This is a genomic window from Isoptericola sp. Y541 (genome assembly GCF_059445465.1).
This window is the reverse complement of sequence record NZ_JCAIUJ010000002.1, coordinates 357,229-373,041: the sequence shown is the minus strand read 5'-3', so window position 1 is coordinate 373,041 and position 15,813 is coordinate 357,229. Positions and strand designations below refer to the sequence as shown.

General features: G+C 73.3%; 17 protein-coding genes. 9 read left to right on the top strand and 8 right to left on the bottom strand.

Annotation, left to right across the window (positions count from 1 at the left end; all coding sequences use genetic code 11):
• Positions 1–55: 55 nt before the first annotated feature.
• The 3 genes from sdhC to AC1C2V_RS06495 form a co-directional block, all read right to left on the bottom strand.
• Positions 56–877 (bottom strand): succinate dehydrogenase subunit SdhC, encoded by an 822-nt coding sequence (gene sdhC / locus AC1C2V_RS06505; protein WP_495388767.1) that lies wholly within the window; start codon positions 875–877, stop codon positions 56–58.
• Entirely contained in the window at positions 874–1,161 is a 288-nt protein-coding gene (locus tag AC1C2V_RS06500) for an Rv0250c family protein (protein ID WP_495388766.1), read from the bottom strand. The genes sdhC and AC1C2V_RS06500 overlap by 4 nt, the downstream gene beginning before the upstream one ends.
• Before the next feature lie 97 nt (positions 1,162–1,258).
• Positions 1,259–1,780, bottom strand: a complete 522-nt coding sequence (locus AC1C2V_RS06495; protein WP_495388765.1) for a tRNA (cytidine(34)-2'-O)-methyltransferase — start codon at positions 1,778–1,780, stop codon at positions 1,259–1,261.
• Positions 1,781–1,925: 145 nt separating this feature from the next.
• Here AC1C2V_RS06495 and AC1C2V_RS06490 point away from each other — a divergent pair, with 145 nt between their 5' ends.
• The 3 genes from AC1C2V_RS06490 (at position 1,926) to trpS (ending at position 5,430) form a co-directional block, all read left to right on the top strand.
• A complete protein-coding gene (locus AC1C2V_RS06490) occupies positions 1,926–3,038 on the top strand; it encodes an alcohol dehydrogenase family protein (protein WP_495388764.1) in 1,113 nt (370 codons plus the stop codon).
• Entirely contained in the window at positions 3,025–4,074 is a 1,050-nt protein-coding gene (locus tag AC1C2V_RS06485) for a proline racemase family protein (RefSeq protein WP_495388763.1), read from the top strand. The genes AC1C2V_RS06490 and AC1C2V_RS06485 overlap by 14 nt, the downstream gene beginning before the upstream one ends.
• Positions 4,075–4,293: 219 nt before the next feature.
• Positions 4,294–5,430, top strand: coding sequence for a tryptophan--tRNA ligase (gene trpS, locus AC1C2V_RS06480; RefSeq protein WP_495388762.1), 1,137 nt, complete (start codon positions 4,294–4,296; stop codon positions 5,428–5,430).
• 281 nt (positions 5,431–5,711) lie between these two features.
• Here the strand turns inward: trpS and AC1C2V_RS06475 are convergent, their stop codons facing one another.
• Positions 5,712–6,164 carry a MarR family winged helix-turn-helix transcriptional regulator gene (locus tag AC1C2V_RS06475; RefSeq protein WP_495388761.1) on the bottom strand — a complete coding sequence of 151 codons (453 nt, stop codon included), beginning with the start codon at positions 6,162–6,164 and terminating at the stop codon, positions 5,712–5,714.
• A 74-nt stretch (positions 6,165–6,238) separates the two neighbouring features.
• Between AC1C2V_RS06475 and AC1C2V_RS06470 the strand changes: the two genes are divergently transcribed.
• Complete coding sequence (locus AC1C2V_RS06470) at positions 6,239–6,697, top strand: SgcJ/EcaC family oxidoreductase (RefSeq protein ID WP_495388760.1); 459 nt, start codon at positions 6,239–6,241, stop codon at positions 6,695–6,697.
• Between the two features lie 90 nt (positions 6,698–6,787).
• Here the strand turns inward: AC1C2V_RS06470 and AC1C2V_RS06465 are convergent, their stop codons facing one another.
• Positions 6,788–8,731 carry a phosphoenolpyruvate carboxykinase (GTP) gene (locus AC1C2V_RS06465; RefSeq protein ID WP_495388759.1) on the bottom strand — a complete coding sequence of 648 codons (1,944 nt, stop codon included), beginning with the start codon at positions 8,729–8,731 and terminating at the stop codon, positions 6,788–6,790.
• A gap of 143 nt (positions 8,732–8,874) precedes the next feature.
• Between AC1C2V_RS06465 and AC1C2V_RS06460 the strand changes: the two genes are divergently transcribed.
• Positions 8,875–10,359 (top strand): helix-turn-helix domain-containing protein, encoded by a 1,485-nt coding sequence (locus AC1C2V_RS06460; protein ID WP_495388758.1) that lies wholly within the window; start codon positions 8,875–8,877, stop codon positions 10,357–10,359.
• Positions 10,360–10,362: 3 nt separating this feature from the next.
• Here AC1C2V_RS06460 and AC1C2V_RS06455 read toward each other — a convergent pair whose 3' ends face one another.
• Both AC1C2V_RS06455 and AC1C2V_RS06450 read right to left on the bottom strand, forming a co-directional pair.
• Complete coding sequence (locus tag AC1C2V_RS06455) at positions 10,363–10,524, bottom strand: transporter associated domain-containing protein (RefSeq protein ID WP_495389130.1); 162 nt, start codon at positions 10,522–10,524, stop codon at positions 10,363–10,365.
• A gap of 420 nt (positions 10,525–10,944) precedes the next feature.
• Complete coding sequence (locus AC1C2V_RS06450) at positions 10,945–11,724, bottom strand: ABC transporter ATP-binding protein (RefSeq protein WP_495388757.1); 780 nt, start codon at positions 11,722–11,724, stop codon at positions 10,945–10,947.
• 154 nt (positions 11,725–11,878) lie between these two features.
• Here AC1C2V_RS06450 and AC1C2V_RS06445 point away from each other — a divergent pair, with 154 nt between their 5' ends.
• Positions 11,879–12,259, top strand: coding sequence for a YybH family protein (locus tag AC1C2V_RS06445; protein ID WP_495388756.1), 381 nt, complete (start codon positions 11,879–11,881; stop codon positions 12,257–12,259).
• 63 nt (positions 12,260–12,322) lie between these two features.
• Here the strand turns inward: AC1C2V_RS06445 and AC1C2V_RS06440 are convergent, their stop codons facing one another.
• Entirely contained in the window at positions 12,323–13,672 is a 1,350-nt protein-coding gene (locus AC1C2V_RS06440; protein ID WP_495388755.1) for an alpha/beta fold hydrolase, read from the bottom strand.
• Positions 13,673–13,702: 30 nt separating this feature from the next.
• Here AC1C2V_RS06440 and AC1C2V_RS06435 point away from each other — a divergent pair, with 30 nt between their 5' ends.
• From AC1C2V_RS06435 to AC1C2V_RS06425, 3 genes are all read left to right on the top strand, one after another.
• Positions 13,703–14,443 carry a YqeB family protein gene (locus AC1C2V_RS06435; protein ID WP_495388754.1) on the top strand — a complete coding sequence of 247 codons (741 nt, stop codon included), beginning with the start codon at positions 13,703–13,705 and terminating at the stop codon, positions 14,441–14,443.
• Positions 14,427–15,020 (top strand): TetR/AcrR family transcriptional regulator, encoded by a 594-nt coding sequence (locus tag AC1C2V_RS06430; RefSeq protein WP_495388753.1) that lies wholly within the window; start codon positions 14,427–14,429, stop codon positions 15,018–15,020. The genes AC1C2V_RS06435 and AC1C2V_RS06430 overlap by 17 nt, the downstream gene beginning before the upstream one ends.
• 295 nt (positions 15,021–15,315) lie before the next feature.
• On the top strand, positions 15,316–15,543 hold the full coding sequence (locus AC1C2V_RS06425; protein ID WP_495388752.1) for an EamA family transporter: 228 nt from the start codon (positions 15,316–15,318) through the stop codon (positions 15,541–15,543).
• Positions 15,544–15,813 lie beyond the last annotated feature (270 nt).

Genomic DNA, 15,813 nt, shown 5'->3' with positions numbered 1-15,813 from the left:
CCACTGCGGGCGAGCGCCTCGTTCCTCCGCCCTCACCCTGCGTTGCACCTCCGCCTCACCCGAGGAGCCGCAGGTCGGTGATGGTTCCCGCCGCCACGAGGGCGACGTACAGGTCGGTGAGGACCAGGCTGGCGAGCGTGACCCACGCGAAGAGCATGTGTCGCGTGTTGAGCGCGGAGATCTTGGTCCACAGCCAGTACCGCACGGGGTGCTTCGAGAAGTGCGTGAGCCGCCCGCCCATCACGTGCCGGCACGAGTGGCACGACACGGTGTAGCACCACAGCAGCGCGACGTTCACCAGCAGCACGATGTTCCCGACGCCGACGACGAAGCCGTCGGTGGGATGCCGGAACGCGACGATCGCGTCGTAGGTGTTGATCAGCGACACGAGCAGCGCGAAGTAGAAGAAGTACCGGTGGACGTTCTGCATGATCAGCGGGAACCGCGTCTCGCCCGAGTACGTCGCGTGCGGCTCCGGCACGGCGCACGCGGCGGGGGACAGCCAGATCGAGCGGTAGTACGCCTTGCGGTAGTAGTAGCAGGTCAGGCGGAAGCCGAGCAGGAACGGCAGGCTGAGCGCCGCGTACGGGATGAGGGGGTTGTCCGGGAGGAACATCCCGAAGTGCGCGGAGCCCGGCTCCGAGGCGCACCCGAGCGACACGCACGGGGAGTAGAACGGCGTCAGGTACCGCTCGTCCGCGAAGAAGTACTGCTGCTGGAACGCCCGCACCCCGCCGTACACGAGGAAGACCAGCAGGCCCGCGGTGGTCGCCGCCGGCGGCAGCCACCACCGGTCCGCCCGCAGCGTGGGCGCCCCGATGGCGGCACGCCCGGGGGTGGCGACCCCGCGCGTGCCGGCGTCACGCGCGGTCGTCACGTCCGGTCGCCGTGATAGCCGCCGACGCCCTCGTCGTCGGCGTCGGTCCACATGCTCTCGTCGAGTGGGGTGTCCGGGACGACCACGTGCTCCGGGACGCCCGGAGCGCCCTGCGGTGCGGGCGGGGACGAGGCGAGGGCATCGGCGTCGATCTCCAGCCGCTCGAGGTCGTTCGCGAGCCGGCGGACCGCCGGCGCGTCGCCGAAGGCCCGGTGCACCTCGGCGACGCTATGTCGCAGCTGCTCGATCGAGTGTTGGAGCGTCGAAATCTCAAGGCTCGTCACACGCCACCTCCTGGACGCCGCACCTCACATCGTTGTGAGGTGCGTCACCGACGACTCTGCCGTGAATGCCCCGGGACGGCAAGGGCGGCGCGCGGGCTCAGGCGCCGGGAAAGCCCGCCTGCCGCCAGGCCTCGTAGACGACGATCGACGCGGCGTTGGTGAGGTTGAGCGACCGGCGCCCGGGCAGCATGGGGATCTTCACGCGGCCGGTGACGCGCGGGTGCTCGAGCGCCTCGTCCGGCAGGCCGGTGGGCTCGGGGCCGAAGAGCAGCACGTCGCCGGGGCGGTAGGAGACGTCGGTGTACGTCGTCGTCGCGTGCGCGGTGAAGGCGAAGACGCGCGCGTCGGGCAGGGCGTCCAGAGCGGCGTCGAAGGTGGGGTGCACGTCCGTGACGGCGAGGTCGTGATAGTCCAGCCCGGCGCGCTTGAGCTTCGCCTCCGACAGGTCGAAGCCCAGCGGCTCCACCAGGTGCAGGCGCGCCCCCGTCACCGCGGCGAGCCGGATCGCCGAGCCCGTGTTCCCCGGGATACGCGGCTCGTAATAGACGACGTGGACGAACGGGGACGGCCCTTCGACAGGCTCAGGGGAGACCGGTGGCGCGGGCGGGAGCTGTGGCACGGCCTGATTCTCGCACTGCGGGCTCCTACGCCGTGGAGGAAGGATCGGTCGCTCCGTGGTGGAAAAACAGGAAAGTACAGTGCGGAAGAACTGCAACGTCCGCGCGGTGGTGCGCCGCCGGTCCGCACGCCCCTAGGCTCGCCAGATGGCGGAGATTCCCGAGGTGATGAAGGCGGTGCAGCTGGTCGGCCACGGCGGCCTCGACCAGCTGGTCTACCGCGACGACGTGCCCACTCCCGCGCCGGCGCCGGGCGAGGTCCTGATCGACGTGCACGCCTGCGGGATGAACAACACGGACGTGTGGGTACGCGAGGGTGCCTACGGCACCGAGACCGATCCGGGGTCGGTCTCGACCTGGCGTCGGGGCAGATCCACCCTGACGTTCCCGCGCATCCAGGGCGCCGACACGGTCGGCGTGATCGCGGACGTGGGCGAGGGTGTGCCGGCGTCGCGGATCGGCGAGCGCGTGATGGTGGACTTCTCGATCTACCACCGCCCCGAGGGCGACGACAGCCTGGCGGACATCGACTACATCGGCCACGGCCGCGACGGGGGCTACGCCGAGTACGTCACGGTGCCCGCCGAGAACGCCTACGAGATCACGGCCGACATCGACGACGCCGAGCTCGCCACCTTCTGCTGCGCCTACCTGACCGCGGAGCAGATGCTCGACCGCGCCCGCCTCGCCCGCGGCGAGCGGGTGCTGGTGACCGGGGCGTCCGGAGGGGTCGGCTCCGCGATCGTCCAGCTGGCGAGGGTCCGCGGCGCCGTCCCGTACGCCGTCACGAGCGCGGGCAAGGAGGAGGCCCTGCGCGCGATCGGCGCGCAGGACGTCGTCCTGCGCGACGCCCCCGACCTCGTGGCCGAGGTGGAGCGGGTGGTCGACGGACCGGTCGACGTGGTCGCGGACCTGGTCGCGGGCCCGATGTTCAACGACCTGCTGCGGATCCTGCGGCCGGAGGGCCGCTACACCACCGCGGGCGCCATCGGCGGCCCGGTGGTGAACCTCGACCTGCGCACCCTGTACCTCAAGCAGCTCGAGCTGCACGGGTCGTCCCAGGGCACGCGGACGGCGTTCCGCCGCCTCGTACGCTACATCTCCGACGGCGACATCCGGCCGTTGCTCGACCGCACCTACCGGCTCTCCGACCTGCACGAGGCGCAGCGCGCCTTCATGTCCAAGACGTACGTCGGCAAGCTGGTCGTCGTCCCCGACCGGCACTGGGACGTCGTGGGGGCACCGCATGCGGCACCGTGAGCGCACCCTCGAGCTGATCGACACGCAGGCGGGCGGCGACGTCAGCCGGATCGTCATGTCCGGCGTCGAGCCGCTGCCGGGCGCGACCGTGCTGGAGAAGGCCCGCTACCTGGAACGCGCCGGAGACGGGCTGCGCCGGCTGCTGCTGTCGGAGCCGTACGGGGACCCCGCGATGTCGGTGGACCTGATCGTCGAGCCGAGCCACCCGGAGGCGCAGGCCGGCTACATCATCATGGAGGCGATGGGGTACCCGCTGTACTCGGGCTCCAACACGATCTGCACCGCCACCGCTCTCCTGCAGAGCGGGACCATCCCGCTACGCGAGGGCGACGGGCTGCAGGACATCGTGCTCGAGTCGCCCGCGGGCCTCGCCCGCGTCAGCGCACGGATCGTCGACGGCAGGGTCGTGTCGGTCACCACGGAGGGTGAGCCGGCGTACGTGGCCGACGAGGCGCTGAGCGTGGAGGTGCCCCAGCACGGCGACGTGCTGTTCGACCTCGTGTGGAGCGGCGCCTACTACGCCCTGATCGACGCGTCCCGGTACGGGTTCAGCCTCAGCGTGACGGAGCAGATCGCGCTGACCGCGTTCGGGGACGCATTCGTCCGTGCGGCCCGGCCGGGCCTGCGCCAGGAGCACCCCGACCTGGGCGACGTCGGGCCCCTGCCGTTCGCGCACTTCATGGGGCCGCTGCGCGAGATCGCCGACGGCCGGTGGGAGTCGCCGTCGGCCACGTACGTGCACCCCGGCGTGCTCTGCCGCAGCCCCACCGGCACCGGCACCTCCGCGCGCCTGGCGCTGATGGCCCGGCGCGGCGAGATCCGGGAGGGGCAGTCGCTGGAGACCATCTCGCCGCGCGGCAGCCGGTTCGTCGGCACCGTGCTGCAACAGGCCCAGGTGGGCGACTACCCCGCGCTGCGCTCTGCCATCACCGGGGCGGCCCGCACGATGGCGCGCTCCCAGGTGACGGTCGACCTGGACGACCCGCTGGTGGACGCCTCCGACCTGGAGCACGTGCTCTCGGTGCAATCGTCGTGAGCCGGCCCGTCGGCCGCGTGCCCGCCTGCCCCTCGGTCAGCTCGGCCTTGACCGCGGCGTAGGGTGGGCGGCATGTCGATGCGTGCGTCCTGGTGGTGGCTGCCCCCGCAGCCCTGACCTGACGCACCCACGCATCCCGTCCCGAGCTGCCCGTCGCAGCCGGGACGTTTTCGTGTCCGGACCGGGCCGACGGGCGGCGATCCCTGAAGGAGCCGCTCGATGTCTACTGCCACCGTGTCCATGCCCGCCCTGTCCACGCCCACCCTCGCGTCGTCTGCGACCGCGACGGCGAGCGCCGCCGTCGCGCAGGCCCGCTCCGCCGAGATCGAGGCCGAGTTCTCCCGCGACCCTGGCCGCTTCCGCGTCCTCACGGGCGACCGCCCCACGGGTGCGCTGCACCTCGGCCACCTGCTCGCCACGCTCGACAATCGGGTGCGTCTCCAGGACGCCGGCGTCGAGGTCGTCCTCGTCGTCGCCGACTACCAGGTCATCACCGATCGGGACGACGCCGGCGACCTGCCCGCCGTCGTGCGCGAGGTGGTGCTCGACTACCTGGCCGCCGGGATCGACCCGGAGCGCACCACGGTCTTCACGCACTCGGCCGTGCCCGCGCTGAACCAGCTGCTGCTGCCGTTCCTGTCCCTCGTGAGCGTGGCCGAACTGGAGCGCAACCCCACCGTCAAGGCCGAGGCGGCCGACGCCGAGCGCCGCCAGGGCCGCGGCATGTCGGGCCTGCTGTTCACCTACCCGGTGCATCAGGCCGCGGACATCCTGTTCTGCCACGGCAACCTCGTGCCGGGGGGTCTGGACCAGCTGCCGCACCTGGAGACCACCCGCACGGTCGCGCGCCGGTTCAACCAGCGCTACGCGCCCTCCCGCCCGTACTTCCCGGAGCCCGAGGCGCTGGTCACGCCGTCGCTCACCGTGCTCGGCGACGACGGGGCCAAGATGAGCAAGTCGCACGGTAACGCGCTCGAGCTGCGGGCGTCCGAGGACGAGACGGTGCGGTTCTTCCGCGGCGCCCGGACCGACTCCGAGCGGCGGATCACCTACGAGCCCGAGCGGCGCCCGGAGGTCGCGAACCTGCTGCGGATCGGCGCGCACTTCGCGGGGACGACGCCGGACACGCTGGCCGAGTCGGTCGGCGCGGCGGGGGCGGGGCGGCTGAAGGCGGTCGTCACAGAGGCCGTCGTGGAGGGGCTCCGGCCGCTGCGCGAGCGGCGACGGGCCCTGGCCGCCGACGCCCCCGCCGTCGTCCGCGACGTCCTCGCGCGGGGGAACGCGCGCGCGAACGCCGTGGCCGACCGCACCCTGGCCGACGTGCGCGAGCTCATGGGCACGGTGTACGACGCGTGAGGTGACCGCCGCGCCCTGGGTGCCGCCGGCCCCGTCGAGGGACACGCGGACCCCCGCGCCGCCGGTCGACTCCCGGACGCGGTGCTGCCATCCCTCGGCCGAGTAGTCGACCGCCAGGGTCGCGCCGAGCTCCCGCGCCTGCGCCAGCTTGCGCTCGCCTCCCGTGCCGTCCTGGGGTGTGGTCGAGACGCTAGGACCTCAAGATGACGTGAGGTCAAGGCCAGGGCTGAGGTCAAGGTCGATGTGCGAGCCCGCCGGCGCACCCGATCCGGGTGCGGTGGTCAGCGAGGCTTGTTCAGGCGGGACGTGGCCACGCGGTAGCCGTCGGTCGCGCGCTCGAAGTACCGGCCGAGGGCCGCGCGCCCGGCGTCGTCGAGGTCGGCGAGGGCGGGCCCCACCAGCTCGCGGACGTCCGCCAGCTGCTCCTCGAGCCCGGGGGGCGGGGCGTCGGTCGCCGAGACGACGGTGCGGCGGCGGTCGTCGGGGTCGGCCCCGCGGGCAGCCAGGCCGAGGCCGACCAGGCGGTCGACGACGCGCGTCGTCGCGCTCGGCGAGAGCCCGAGATATCCCGCCAGCTCGCCGGTGCTGAGGTGGCCGTGCAGCCCGAGCAGGCTGTGCGCCTGGTAGTCGGTGGCGCCCAGGCCCAGCCGGTTGGCGGCGGCGAGGTGGTAGGTGACGACGGCGGCGAGGTATCGGCGGTACGTCGCCGAAGCGTCCGGTGGCTCAACAGGCACAGGGTTCCTCTCGACAAGTATGTGCATGCGTGCAACTATTGCAGCGTCGCAGTCAATTGTCGCAGGAGGAAGCCATGACCGGAATCACCGCCGTCACCGAGCCCCGGGCCGAGGTCGTCCGCGCCGAGGCGCTCGCCGTCGTCGACCGGCTGGTCGACGCGTGGGACCGCGGCGACGCGGCCGCCTACGCTGCCCAGTTCACGCCGGACGCGCCGTACGTGACCTTCATGGGTACGACGTACCGCGGCCCGGAGGGCATCGAGCGGTCGCACGCCGCACTGTTCCGCAGGTTCCTCAAGGGCACGCACATGTTCGCCCGCGTCGTGTCCGTCTCGGTGCCGCACCCCGACGTGGCGGTGGTCCTCGCCGAGGGCGACGTGGCCACGAAGCCCCCGCGCAGGGCGTCGAAGGTGCAGACCTTCACCATCGTCCGCACGGGGGAGGGCTGGCGCGTCGCGGCCTTCCAGAACACGCAGCGCAAGCGGCTCTACGAGCGCATCGGCATCGCCTTCACGCCGGAGATGCGGCCCTGACGCGAATCGGGTCGGCAGTTCGTGATCGGGACGGCAGTTCGAACTGCCGACCCGATCACGAACTGCCGACCCGATCGAGGGTTGCGGCCCTCAGGCGGTCGTGCCGAGCCGCTCGCGCAGCAGGGCGAGCTGCGACCGGAGCTGCTGGGGCACGCGGTCGCCGAAGGAGTCGAAGAACTCGCCGGTCAGCGCCGCCTCCGCCAGCCACGGCTGGGCCGGGACGTCGAAGAGGGCGGCAAGGTCGGCGTCGGACAGGTCCAGGCCCTCGGTGCGCAGCGCGTCCGGGGCGGGCAGCAGGCCGACGGGGGAGTGCACGGCGCCGGCGTCGGTGCGCAGGCCCCGCGCCCGGTCGAGCTGGGTGACGATCCACTCGACCACGCGCGAGTTCTCGCCGAACCCGGGCCACAGGAAGCCGCCGTCGTCGCCCTTGCGGAACCAGTTCACCTGGAACACCTTGGGTCGCTTGTCGGCGTCGATCGCCTTGCCCACGCGCAGCCAGTGCGCCCAGTGGTCGGCCATGTTGTAGCCGCAGAACGGCATCATCGCGAACGGGTCGCGACGCAGCTCGCCGACAGTGCCCTCGGCTGCCGCCGTGCGCTCGGAGCTGATGGTGGCACCCATGAACACGCCGTGGTCCCAGCTGGTCGCCTGCGCCACGAGCGGCACGTTCGTCGCGCGCCGGCCGCCGAAGATCACCGCGTCGACGGGCACGCCCGCCGGGTCCTCCCACGAGTCCGCGATGGACGGGCACTGGGCGGCGGCCACCGTGAACCGCGAGTTGGGGTGCGCGGCCGGGGTGTCGGACTCCGGCGTCCAGTCGTCGCCCCGCCAGTCGACCAGGTGGGCGGGCGGCTCGGGGGTGAGCCCCTCCCACCACACGTCGCCGTCGTCGGTGAGCGCCACGTTGGTGAAGATGACGTCGTGGGAGAGCGTGTCGATCGCCGTCGGGTTGGTCTCGACGCCGGTGCCGGGCGCGACGCCGAAGAAGCCGGCCTCGGGGTTGATCGCGCGCAGGCGGCCATCGGTGCCGGGGCGCATCCAGACGATGTCGTCGCCGAGGGTCTCGACGGTCCAGCCCGGGATGGTCGGACGCAGCATCGCGAGGTTCGTCTTGCCGCAGGCGCTGGGGAAGGCGGCGGCCAGGTGGTACTGCCGCTTCTCGGGGGACGTCACCCGGATCAGCAGCATGTGCTCGGCCAGCCAGCCCTCGTCGCGGGCCATCGCCGAGGCGATGCGCAGCGCGAAGCACTTCTTGCCCAGCAGCGCGTTGCCGCCGTACCCGGAGCCGTACGACCAGATCTCGCGGGTCTCGGGGTAGTGGACGATGTACTTGGTGTCGTTGCAGGGCCACGGCACGTCCGTCTCGCCGTCCGCAAGCGGGGCGCCCACGGAGTGCACGGCCGGCACCCACTGCTGCCCGCCGTCGATGAGGTCCATGACGCGGGTCGACACGCGCGTCATGACGTGCATGGACGCGACGACGTACGGCGAGTCGGTGACTTCGATGCCCACCTGGGAGATGGGGCCGCCGACGGGGCCCATCGAGAACGGCACCACGTACATCGTGCGGCCGCGCATCGACCCGGCGAAGACGTCATCGAGCTCGGCGCGCATCTCGGCCGGGGCGCGCCAGTTGTTCGTGGGGCCCGCGTCCGCCTCGCGCTCGGCGCAGATGAAGGTGCGCGACTCGACGCGCGCCACGTCGGACGGGTCGGACCGGGCGAGGTAGGAGTTCGGGCGCTTGGCCTCGTCCAGCTTCGTCAGCGTGCCCGCCTCGACCATCCGGTCGAGCAGCCGCTGCTTCTCCGCGACCGAGCCGTCGCACCACACGATCTCGTCGGGCTGCGTCAGCTCCGCGATCCGGCGCACCCAGGCGTGCGCGTCCCGCGGCGCCGGTGCGGCCGACGTCGAGAACGCGGCCGAGGTCGCGCCTCGCGGCGACGCGGCGCCCGCCGGCTCACCGAGAGCCAGAATGTCGGGCGCGAGCTCGGCGATCGCGAGTCGCGTGCGGCGCGGGTTCGCGGTGAAGGTCATCGGGTGCTCCGTCCGTCGGCGTGGCCCTGCATGGCCCTCCGTGTGCGATGCCGGGAGGGCTGCCACCAGCGTGCCCCGCCTCGGCGGCACCTTTCCAGTAACTCACCCGTGAAGATTCGCCGATCTTCACGTACCGTGAATTCATGCCCGACCGCGACCCGCGAGCCCCGTCCGTGAGCCCGGACCTCATCACGCTTGGTCGCCGGATCCGGCACGCGCGGACCTCGCGGGGCCTGACGCTGGAGGCGCTGGGGGAGCGGGTCGGCTCGGCGCCGAGCCTGCTGTCCCTGATCGAGAACGGGCGGCGCGAGCCACGCCTCTCCGTGCTGCGCGGCATCGCCGACGCCCTCGGCGTCGCGGTGCCCGACCTGCTCGCCGACGAGCCGCCGTCCCACCGTGCCGAGCTGGAGATCGCCCTCGAGCGTGCGCAGCGCGGGCCGTTGTTCGGCGCCCTCGGGCTGCCGTCGGTCAAGCCGAGCCAGAAGCTTCCGGTGCCGGTGCTGGAGCAGCTCGTCGGCCTGCACGCCGAGCTCGCTCGGCGGGAGGAGGAGGCTATCGCCACCCCCGAGGAGGCTCGTCGCGCCAACACCGAGCTGCGGAACGAGCGGCAGGAGCGGGACAACTACTTTCCGCAGATCGAGGCCGTCGCAGAGGACCTGATCCGGCGGGCGGGGTACTCGGGCGCCGGCGCGCTGACGCACCGCACGGTGGCGCGCATGGCCGAGCAGCTGGGACTGACCATCCTGCACGTGGACGACCTGCCTCGGTCCGCGCGCTCCGTGATCGACCTGCGAAACGGACGCATCTACCTGCCCCCGGCGTCGATCCCGGGCGGGCACGGGCTGCGCTCGCTGGCGCTGCAGGCCATCGCGCACCGCGTGCTGGGGCACGAGCGGCCGCGCAGCTACGCCGAGTTCCTGCGCCAGCGCGTCGAGATCACGTACTTCGCCGCGAGCTGCCTCATGCCGCAGTCCGTCGCCACGGAGTTCCTGCAGCAGCGCAAGCGCGAGAAGGACCTCGCCGTCGAGGACTTCCGCGACGCGTTCGGCGTCACGCACGAGGCCGCGGCGATGCGCCTGACCAACCTCGCCACCGTGCACCTCGGCATCCCGCTGCACTTCCTGCGCGTCGGGGACGACGGCGCCCTCTTCCGCGGCTACGCGAACGACGGACTCCCCCTGCCGCAGGACGTCACGGGCGCGATCGAGGGCCAGCTCGTGTGCCGGTGGTGGGCCGGGCGGGAGGCGTTCACGCGTCGTGACCGGGCCACGGAGTCGTACCAATACACCGATACCCCGGCGGGCACCTTCTGGGACTCCGTGCAGACGGGCTCCGGCGCCGACGGCCGGCAGTTCTCCATCACGGTGGGCGTGCCGTATGCGCACGCCAAGTGGTTCCGCGGCCGTGACACCCACGTGCGGCACAGCTCCACCTGCCCCGACCCCTCCTGCTGCCAGCGCCCGCCGGCCGACCTGGCCGAGCGCTGGCACGGCGTCGCCTGGCCCAGCGCGCGGATGCACCAGCAGGTGCTGGCGGCGCTGCCGCGCGGAGCGTTCCCCGGCGTCGACGACACGGACGTCTTCGCCTTCCTGCAGCGGCACGCGCCCCGCGACGACGCCGGCACGTGACGTTCAGGACGGGGGTTCCACCCGAACCGTGCGGATCCGACGGTCCTCGACGGACTCCACGGTGAGGGTCCGGCCGCCGACCGTGACCTGGTCGCCCGGCTCGGCCAGCCGCCCGAGCCGGGCGAGCACGTAGCCCGCGACGGTCTCGTACGGGCCGTCGGGCAGCTCGACGGAGGTCAGCCGGGCGAAGCCCTCGGGGGTGAGCCCGGCGTCGTAGGTGCCGAGCGGCGCGCGTGGCGGCCGCGGGGTCCACGTCCTCGCCCGTGACCGGGTAGCGCGAGTACGGCAGGCCGCGGGTGCGGGCGTCCGCCTCGGCCAGGGTGAGCGTCGCGTCGAGGAAGACGACGTCCCCGCGCGGGCGCATCACCTCGCCGAGGGTGCGGTCCGACGCGGTGAACGCGTCGGTCAGGATGCGCCGTTCGTCCTCGTGCAGGCCGGGGTGCGCGGCCACCAGGTCGCGCAGCTCCTGCTCGCTGGTCTCCTCGGAGCGCACGTCCGGGTCGCCGCCGAGCAGGCGCACGACGGTGTCGGTGGAGCGGGACAGGAGCCAGCCGCCGCTCCGGGTCGGGTTCCCTGGGCCGGCCGTCAGCGGAAGCGCTGGGCCGCCAGGGGCGCGTTCTCGGCCAGGTCCCGGACGGCGGGGTGGTCGGCGTCGGCGAGGACGTCGCGCAGCGCGCCGGACGCGACGAACGTCCCCTCCGCCATGACGTGGACGGTGGGGCAGAGCCGGTCGACCAGCTCGACGTCGTGCGAGACGAGCAGCAGGGCGGTGCCCTGCTCGGCGGTGATCTCGGTGAGCCGGCGCACGACCTCGCCGCGCATCGTCGGGTCGACGGCCGTGAGCGGCTCGTCGAGCAGCAGGGCGTCCGGGCGGGTCGCGAGGGCGAGCGCCAGGCCAAGGCGCTGCTTCTCGCCGCCGGACAGCGAGTGCACCGTGCGCGACGTGAACTCCGCGCCGAGTGCGACGTCGTCGAGCAGGTCGGCGACCGTCTGCCCGCCGGTGCGCCCTGCCTTGCGCGCCTCCTTGAGCGCCTCGGTCAGCGCCTTCTCCACTGTCCAGCGGGGATCGACGCCGAGCCCGTTCTGCGCCACGGACCGCACGCTCGCCCGGAACCGCTTCTTGTCGCGGCGGGACAGGCGCGAGACGGTGCGGCCCTCGTACGTCACGTGGCCCTCGCGGATGCGGATCTGCCCCAGCAGCGCCTGGACCAGCGTCGACTTGCCGGCTCCCGACTCGCCCACCACGCCGACGGGCGTGGCGCCCGGCAGCAGCTCGAGGTCCACTCCCTGCAGGATCGCGGGGCCGCCGTAGCCGACCACGAGGTCGGCCGCGCGCAGGATCGGGGTGGGGGAGGTGGTGCTCATGCGGGTGTCACCTTCATGTGTGCGTGCGCCGGACGACGGGGCCGGCCGGTAGTCCGACGAACGACGGTACCGCGCAGTTCCCACGGTGCCCGCACCGGTACCCGCACCGGTCCCCCACGCTGCCGGGGGCGTGGCCCGTGAGCATACTGCGGAGATGGCTCTGGACCGGGAGGCCGTGCGGCGGTGGGTCGCCGGGTACGAGGACGCGTGGCGGGCTGGGGACGCTGACGCCGTCGCGCGGCTCTTCACGCCGGACGCGCGGTACGCGCGCTCGCCGTACGACCCCGAGGAGCTGGTCGGCCACGACGCGATCCGCGGGTTCTGGCTCGTCGACGAGGGCGCCAGCTTCACGATGACGGCCGAGCCGCTCGCCGTCGAGGGCGACCACGCCGTCGTCCGGCTCGAAGTGCATTACACGGAGCCGGACGAGCAGGAGTACCGCGACCTGTGGGTGCTGCGCTTCGCACCCGACGGGCGCGTGGCCGACTTCGAGGAGTGGGCGTACTGGCCGGGGAGGTCGTGGACGGCGTCGTGACGAGTCCATGCCGACGGGCCGAACTACCTCGCCGAGATTCGCACTACCTCGCGGGATTTCGCACTACCTCGCGGGGCGGGCGCCGCCGCGGGCGTCCAGACGGGCGAGGAGCTTGCCGAAGACGTCGCCGAGGCGCAGGCCGTCGTGCTCGAACTCGTTGGTCACCCAGGCGCGGGCGTTCCCGACGTGCGCGGCCGTAGCCAGCGAGAGCTGCGCGTCCACGAACATGTCGTCGTGGTAGACGGCGGCCTCGAGCGGCACCTCGTTGGCGGCGAGCGCGTCGAGGTCGTACAGGTCGTCCCAGTCATTGCGGGCGGCGAGCGCCTCGGCGGCCGCGCGGAAGGGGCGCAGCGCCGCGACCTGCTCGAACATCCAGGGGTAGATCATCTCGCCCGTGAACAGCAGCGGCCGGGCCCCGGCAGCGAACGCCGGGTCCTCGTCGCGCACCCGCTGGGCGGCCCACGCCGTCGCGCCGGTGCCGGACTGGGCGTAGATCGACTCGTGCAGGACGGCGTACATCGGGTTGGTGGCGAAGCCGGTGGCAGCCCCGACCTCGGCGAGGAAGGTGTCGGTGAGCTCCTCGGGGGCGGCCTCGTCGAACGCCTCGTCCATGATCCAGTGCACGCGCTCGAACCCGGGGCCCATCCCGAAGGCCGTGCCGAGGGTCTGGAAGCGCTCGACGGTCAGCAGGTCGCCGCCGGGCAGCCGCGCGTCGCCTGCGGCGATGCGGTCGGCGGCCCGGGCGATGCGGGCCTCGTCGTCGGGGTAGCGCTCGCGGTAGAGGGCGTTCTTCGCGACGACCCGCGGCTGGGTGCGCCGGTACACGTCCTCGGCGCTCGCGCTGAGCCCCGCGAGGCCGCCGGTGACGTACGACGCCGCCACGCCCTCGGGCGCCCGCGACAGGTAGGTGAGCGTGAGGAAGCCGCCGTACGACTGCCCGAGAGTGGACCAGCGCCGACCGCCGTACACGGCCTCGCGCACGTGCTCGGCGTCGGCCACGATCGAGTCGGCGCGGAAGTGGGTGAGGTACTCCGCCTGGGCCTCCGCGGACCCCAGCGCGGTGAGGGCGCCGGCGCGGACGGCCGTCGAGCGCCCGGTGCCGCGCTGGTCCAGCAGCACCACGCGGAACCGCTTCAGCGCCTCGCCCGCCCAGCCCTCCGGGCCGGTGGGCCGCGGCCCCTTGCCGCCGGGGCCGCCCTGGAGGAAGACGAGGAGCGGCAGGTCGTCGGCGCGCTTGGTGGGGTCCACGAGCTCGCGGACGAAGAGCGACAGCGTGCGGCTGTCGTCGGGGCGCGACCAGTCCAGCGGCACCGTAAGGGTGCGGTCGGTGACGTGGACGCCGGGAATCGTGTATTCGTGCGCTGCGATGGTGCCCGTGATGCTCACGGGCCCAGGGTAGGCCCCGGGTTGCATTATTGGAGTGCACGCTCCAATAATTGCGGGGTGCAGACCACCGAGGTGCGCCAGCCCCGTGCCGTCCCCGTCCTCGTCCTCGTGGCGACCGTCGTCGCCGGCGTGGGGCTGGGCTTCCTGCTCCCGCCGCTCGCCCGCTGGCTCCAGGGTCTGCTCGAGCGCAGCCCGCTGCCGAGCCTCGGCCCGGTCGACCTGCTCGCGGGGCTGCCCCTCGCCTGGTCCGTCCCGATCCTCGGCGGGCTCGGCCTGGTGGGCGGGGTGCTCCTGGTGCTGACCACGATCGGGGAGGCGCTGCGGCTGACCGTCGCGGACGACCACCTGGAGCACCGCACGGACGACCGGGAAGGCTGGATCGAGCGCGCCGGGGTCGCCGACGTCTTCCGCGACGGTCGCTACCTGGTCCTCCTCGGCGGGGCCGGAGCCCCGCGGGCGCGGCTCGATGCCGACACGCTGCGCAAGTCCGAGGTGCGGGCCGCGTTCGAGGCGCACCACTGGCCGTGGCGCGACGCCGACCCCGACGAGGCCGACTACGCGCGGTGGATGGACGGCCGGCCCGGGTTCACGGCGACGGAGCACGCCCTGCTGCGGCGGCGGCTCGAGGAGCACAAGGACCCCGCCGTGGCGGAGCTGGACGCCGAGCTCGCCGGGATCGGCCTCGCCGCGCGCCGGCGCGACGACCGCCTGCAGGTGCGGCGGGTCCGCGGGGCAGTAGGCGGCGACGCCGGGACGGCGGCGCGGCGCCCGGACGGTGCGCGTGGCACGCACGGTTGACCCGGAGCGGCACGCCCTCCGGCGCCTGCAGATCGTGGACGCCGGCCTGACGGTGCTGGCCGAGCGGGGCTACGAAGGCGCGACGACGGCCGCGATCTGCCAGCAGGCCGGCATCGGCTCCGGCACGTTCTTCCACTACTTCGCCACCAAGACGGAGCTGGTGCTCGCGATCCTCGAGCTGGGCACCGCCGACATCGTCGAGCGGGCAGCCGTGTACGAGGGGCGCAGCGACCCGCGCGGCGTGCTGCTCGACATCCTGGCCGGGTGGGCCGACGATGCCGCCGACCCCCGCATCCCCGGGTTCGTGCGCGCCGTCGCGGGCGTCATGCACCTGCCCGCGGTGGCCGACACGCTCGCGGCCGACGACCGGGCCCAGCGCGACCTGCTGCTCCCGTGGATCGAGCGCGGGCAGGCGGCGGGGGAGGTGCGCGACGACGTCCCCGCCGCCCGCATCGCCTCCTGGCTCGCCCTGCTCTCGGGCGGCTTCCTCGAGCGCGTCGCGACGGACGACGACTTCACCGTCGCGGGCGAGCGCGCCCTCCTGCTGACCACCGCGGAGACCTTCCTGCGCGGCTGACGGCCCGGCTGCGGATGCGGGGTAGTTCGGTCTCCCGGGGACGCGGAAGCGCGCCGGGGGGGGGCCTCCGAGCGGTGCGCGACGGCCTCGCGTCGAGCGTCGGCATCGCGGTCCAGTACCTCGCCCTGGCGCAGGCAGGGACGGGCTCGGGGATCTGGCCGGTGGCGTCCGGACGCGCGGCGGCGGTCGTCCTCGTCGGCGCGCTCGTGATCCTGGTCCCGGTGGCGTCGGTGCCCGCCCCGGAGCGGGCCGTCCGGGAGGGGACGCCCCGGTCGCCGCCCGGCCGAGCCCGGGAGTGCGGCTCGCGGCGGCCCTCTCCGGCGTCCTCGCCGCAGCCGCCCTCGTCTGCTACCTGCAGGCGACGCGGACCGAGCTCGTCACCGTCGCGGTGGCACTGTCCGCCCTCTATCCGGTGGTCCCGGTGCTGGTGGGCGTCCTCGTCCTGCGCGAGCGCCCGCGCGCGATCCAGGTGCTGGGCCTCGCCCTGACGGCGGTCGCCTCCGGCCTCCTCGTCGTGGCGTAGCCCGGACGCGGAGCCGAGGGGGCACCGCGTTCTCACCACCCGGCAGCCAGCCGAACGCAAAAGCTGAAGGGACGACGTCGCTTCGTCCGGTCGTAGAAGTTCCCGAAGTGGAGCGCCCCTTGGAGCGCGTGAACGCGACCGGACGAAGCGATGTCGTCCCTTCAGCGGCCGGTGGTTTCGACAAGCTCAACCAGCGGCCGGTGGTTTCGACAAGCTCAACCAGCGGCCGGTGGTTTCGACAAGCTCAACCAGCGGATGCTGGTTTCGACA

What these genes read in the sequence shown, in the direction of transcription:
- AC1C2V_RS06440 (WP_495388755.1), bottom strand. Translation starts at nt 13,672, where the DNA reads ATGCAACCCGGGGCCTACCCTGGGCCCGTGAGCATCACGGGCACCATC.
- AC1C2V_RS06470 (WP_495388760.1), top strand. Translation starts at nt 6,239, where the DNA reads ATGACCGGAATCACCGCCGTCACCGAGCCCCGGGCCGAGGTCGTCCGC.
- AC1C2V_RS06485 (WP_495388763.1), top strand. Translation starts at nt 3,025, where the DNA reads ATGCGGCACCGTGAGCGCACCCTCGAGCTGATCGACACGCAGGCGGGC.
- trpS (WP_495388762.1), top strand. Translation starts at nt 4,294, where the DNA reads ATGTCTACTGCCACCGTGTCCATGCCCGCCCTGTCCACGCCCACCCTC.
- AC1C2V_RS06465 (WP_495388759.1), bottom strand. Translation starts at nt 8,731, where the DNA reads ATGACCTTCACCGCGAACCCGCGCCGCACGCGACTCGCGATCGCCGAG.
- AC1C2V_RS06450 (WP_495388757.1), bottom strand. Translation starts at nt 11,724, where the DNA reads ATGAGCACCACCTCCCCCACCCCGATCCTGCGCGCGGCCGACCTCGTG.
- AC1C2V_RS06445 (WP_495388756.1), top strand. Translation starts at nt 11,879, where the DNA reads ATGGCTCTGGACCGGGAGGCCGTGCGGCGGTGGGTCGCCGGGTACGAG.
- AC1C2V_RS06460 (WP_495388758.1), top strand. Translation starts at nt 8,875, where the DNA reads ATGCCCGACCGCGACCCGCGAGCCCCGTCCGTGAGCCCGGACCTCATC.
- AC1C2V_RS06490 (WP_495388764.1), top strand. Translation starts at nt 1,926, where the DNA reads ATGGCGGAGATTCCCGAGGTGATGAAGGCGGTGCAGCTGGTCGGCCAC.